Source organism: Erwinia phyllosphaerae, assembly GCF_019132875.1.
In the GTDB taxonomy this organism is placed as follows: Bacteria; Pseudomonadota; Gammaproteobacteria; order Enterobacterales; family Enterobacteriaceae; genus Erwinia; species Erwinia phyllosphaerae.
On the sequence record NZ_JAHSPF010000026.1, the window covers coordinates 1 to 3,604 of the forward strand.

Sequence of the window (3,604 nt, forward strand, 5' to 3'; positions counted from 1 at the left end):
TTGGTGGAGATAAGCGGGATCGAACCGCTGACCTCTTGCATGCCATGCAAGCGCTCTCCCAGCTGAGCTATACCCCCGAGCCGAAAAACCTTTGTCGTCTTGACGGCGGGCATAATATGAAACACGGCCGAGGGTGTCAACGGCAAAATGCCATTCCGCGTGCGATCGCTGAAAAAGCGCCCAGCCTGCTGGAAAACAATTCACATTGACTGCAATGAGTGCAGCATAAATTGCTGCTATTACGCCTCAGGAAACAATTAAATGACGCCCTGGGCGCAATCAGACGGGATTAGCGTCACTCTCAGAATCTTTAGGGCTTCAATCGTGTAAACAGAGCGTTAATCACCCGCTTAATCATGCTTGTTTTTGTTAAAATCTCGTGCAAAACTCCTCTCGTTTCGAAGGCTGAACCCTTGCCAGCGCTGGATATGCGCTTATACAACGCAACGGCTTCGGCCTTTATTTCTTTCACTACACCAGAATCAGAGCCACTATGTCCTTGTACTCACCTAAAGAAATCGCGGCAGTCGCTGTTCAGGCTGGTATCGCCAAAAGTCGTTCTTCTGTTCCTACCCTGCTGATCCTTGGCTTTATTGCCGGTGCCTTTATTGCCACGGGCTTTCTGCTGGATTTGCACGTCATTAACCAACTTCCTGCCGACTGGGGTTCATTTGGCGGCCTGCTGGGCGCGGCGGTATTCCCTGTTGGTATTATCCTGACCGTGCTGGCCGGCGGTGAACTTCTGACCGGTAATATGATGACGATGCCAATTGCCTGGTTTGCTCGTCAGGTCAGCGGTTTTAGCGTATTGCGTAACTGGTTCTGGGTAACGATTGCTAACTTTATCGGCAGTATCGCCGTAGCGTGGTTCTTTGGCCACGTGCTGGGTATGACAGAAGGCGACTACCTGAAGAAAACCGTGGCTATCGCCTCTGCTAAAGTCCACGCCGACTTCATGCACTCTTTTATCTCTGGTATCGGCTGTAACTGGCTGGTTTGCCTGGCAACCTGGATGGCTTTCGCCAGTAAAGATATGGTTGGCAAGATTTTTGGCATGTGGTTCCCGGTCATGGCGTTTGTGGCTATCGGTTTCCAGCACGTCGTGGCGAACATGTTCATCATCCCGGCCGCTATCTTTGCTGGCCAGCTGAGCTGGGTAGACTACCTGCCTAACTTTGCCGCGGTCTTTTTGGGTAATACAGTAGGCGGCGCGGTATTTGTCGGCCTGGCTTACTACCTGGCGTATCGTCCGCAAGAGCAGTCTGCAACCGCCTCGCGCTAAGTTTCCTCCCCTCTGCCACCCGGCCGAGGGGAACTTCGTTTTCTTGTTTTATCAATTATTCAATCAGATTAGTCTTGCCTGTTAGTTGTTCGAACAATAAATTCCTGTAATATATGTCCGTTACCTATCAACGCAAAAAGGATATTGCATAATGAAAAAGGAATGGTTAACTCCGGAAGAACTGGCGCAGGAAACAGGTTTTAGTCGTCAGACCATCAATAAATGGGTTAAAAAAGAGCAGTGGACGACGGTGCCGAAACCCGGCGTGCAGGGCGGCAAAGCTCGAATGATCCATATTGATGAGAACGTAAGAAACTTCCTGAAGTCTACCCGACATGTTGCCGAGCCTACCGCTACCTATCGCGTCACGCAGAATTCTCTTCCCGCGCTTTTGATGACGTCTATCCAACAGATGAACAGCGAAGAGCAGGAAAAGCTTTATGCGTTGCTGTTACGTGAAGGGATTCAGGGCATGCTGCTCCGACTGGATATCAGCCATACGGAACAGTAAAAAAAACCGGCCACAGGGCCGGTTTTTTCTGTCTGACTATCGGTTTTAAGCTTGCGCTTCGCGCTCGGCAATATAAGCCAGCGCTTTCTCAATACGCGCCACGCTACGAGACTGACCAATCGCCTGCACGGTAACGTCCAGCGCTGGCGATTGACCGGCACCGGTAACGGCCACGCGCAGCGGCATCCCTACTTTACCCATCCCGACTTCCAGCTCATCCGCAGCAGCCTGGATAGCATGATGAACATTTTCCGCGTTCCACTCGCCAATAGCGGCCAGCTTATCGCGCACGACTTCCAGAGGCTGACGGGCAACGGGGCGAAGATGTTTTTTCGCAGCGTCCGCATCGAAAGCGTCAAAATCTTCGTAGAAATAGCGACAGGATGCGGCGATTTCTTTCAGCGTCTTGCAACGTTCGCCCAGCAAACGCACAAGCTGAGCCAGCTCCGGTCCGGTGCGGGTATCGATATTTTCCTGCTCGATATGCCATTGCAGATGGGTAGCAACGTATTCCGGCGGCAGCGTGGTGATGTAATGATGGTTCAGCCACTGCAGTTTTTCAGTATTAAAGGCGCTGGCCGATTTGCTGACCGCGTCCAGGCTGAACATCTGCTTCATTTCATCAACGCTGAAAATCTCCTGATCGCCGTGTGACCAGCCCAGGCGAACCAGGTAGTTGAGCAGTGCTTCCGGCAGATAGCCGTCATCGCGGTACTGCATAACGCCTACTGCACCGTGGCGTTTAGAAAGTTTTTTCCCGTCATCGCCCAAAATCATAGAGACGTGAGCGTAAACAGGAACCTGCGCGCCAATCGCTTTCAGGATGTTGATCTGGCGCGGCGTGTTGTTGATATGGTCCTCACCGCGAATAACATGGGTAATTTCCATATCCCAGTCGTCAATCACCACGCAGAAGTTATAGGTTGGTGCACCATCGGTACGACGAATGATCAGGTCATCCAGCTCCTGATTGCTGAACTCGATCGGGCCACGAATTTGATCGTCAAAAATGACCGAGCCTTCCTGCGGATTGCGAAAACGCACCACGCAAGGTTCATCATCAGCGTGATGTTCATGGCTGTCGCGGCAGCGGCCGTCGTAGCGTGGCTTTTCATTGTTAGCCATCTGCGTTTCGCGCAGCGCTTCCAGACGCTCTTTCGAGCAGTAACATTTATAAGCGGTGCCCGCTTCCAGCATCTGGTCGATAACCGCGTTGTAGCGATCGAAACGTTTGGTCTGATAATACGGGCCTTCATCCCAGTCCAGGTTCAGCCAGTTCATGCCATCCATAATCGCGTCGATAGCCTGCTGGGTAGAGCGTTCCAAATCTGTGTCTTCAATACGCAGTACGAATTCACCGCCTTGATTGCGGGCAAACAGCCAGGAATAGAGTGCGGTGCGAGCGCCACCGACGTGCAGATAGCCTGTCGGACTTGGAGCAAAGCGGGTTTTGATTTTCATTAACAGCTGCCTTTTTACGCTATCAGATTCGGCCATCGCCGGGGAGGTCTGATAAAGACCAGAAGAAAGTGGGCAACATTCTATCATCAGAAGACGAATCCTCAACGGCAAACCCCGGCTTTAACGCCGTCTTCGCCGGAAAAGCCAGCGGTGCTTTACTGCTTTCGGCTGAAATCGCAACATCTTGTTTAAATTTAAGACGAACGCGCATTTTCGCTGTAAAAAGCGTTGACTCATTTCGCGCGATCCCTATAATGCGACTCCACACAGCGGGGGTGATTAGCTCAGTTGGTAGAGCATCTCCTTTACACGGAGGGGGTCGGCGGTTCGAGCCCGTCATCACCCACCAC

Annotated in this window: 3 protein-coding genes and 2 tRNA genes; 3 read left to right on the plus strand and 2 right to left on the minus strand. The window is 51.9% G+C overall.

The window, feature by feature from the left end:
• Window position 1: 1 nt before the first annotated feature.
• Window positions 2-77 (minus strand) — tRNA-Ala (locus KUE00_RS21705).
• Between the two features lie 416 nt (window positions 78-493).
• Here KUE00_RS21705 and KUE00_RS21710 point away from each other — a divergent pair.
• Together KUE00_RS21710 and KUE00_RS21715 are read left to right on the plus strand one after the other, a co-directional pair.
• Window positions 494-1,282: a formate/nitrite transporter family protein gene (locus KUE00_RS21710; RefSeq protein ID WP_246762647.1), complete on the plus strand. Its 789-nt coding sequence runs from the start codon at window positions 494-496 to the stop codon at window positions 1,280-1,282.
• Window positions 1,283-1,433: 151 nt separating this feature from the next.
• Complete coding sequence (locus KUE00_RS21715) at window positions 1,434-1,793, plus strand: YfeC-like transcriptional regulator (protein ID WP_246762648.1); 360 nt, start codon at window positions 1,434-1,436, stop codon at window positions 1,791-1,793.
• 45 nt (window positions 1,794-1,838) lie between these two features.
• Here KUE00_RS21715 and gltX read toward each other — a convergent pair whose 3' ends face one another.
• Complete coding sequence (gene gltX, locus KUE00_RS21720; protein ID WP_246762649.1) at window positions 1,839-3,254, minus strand: glutamate--tRNA ligase; 1,416 nt, start codon at window positions 3,252-3,254, stop codon at window positions 1,839-1,841.
• 273 nt (window positions 3,255-3,527) lie between these two features.
• On the opposite strand from gltX, the gene KUE00_RS21725 reads away from it, so the two are divergent.
• Window positions 3,528-3,603 (plus strand) — tRNA-Val (locus KUE00_RS21725).
• Window position 3,604 lies beyond the last annotated feature (1 nt).

What these genes read in the sequence shown, in the direction of transcription:
- KUE00_RS21710 (WP_246762647.1), top strand. Translation starts at nt 494, where the DNA reads ATGTCCTTGTACTCACCTAAAGAAATCGCGGCAGTCGCTGTTCAGGCT.
- KUE00_RS21715 (WP_246762648.1), top strand. Translation starts at nt 1,434, where the DNA reads ATGAAAAAGGAATGGTTAACTCCGGAAGAACTGGCGCAGGAAACAGGT.
- gltX (WP_246762649.1), bottom strand. Translation starts at nt 3,254, where the DNA reads ATGAAAATCAAAACCCGCTTTGCTCCAAGTCCGACAGGCTATCTGCAC.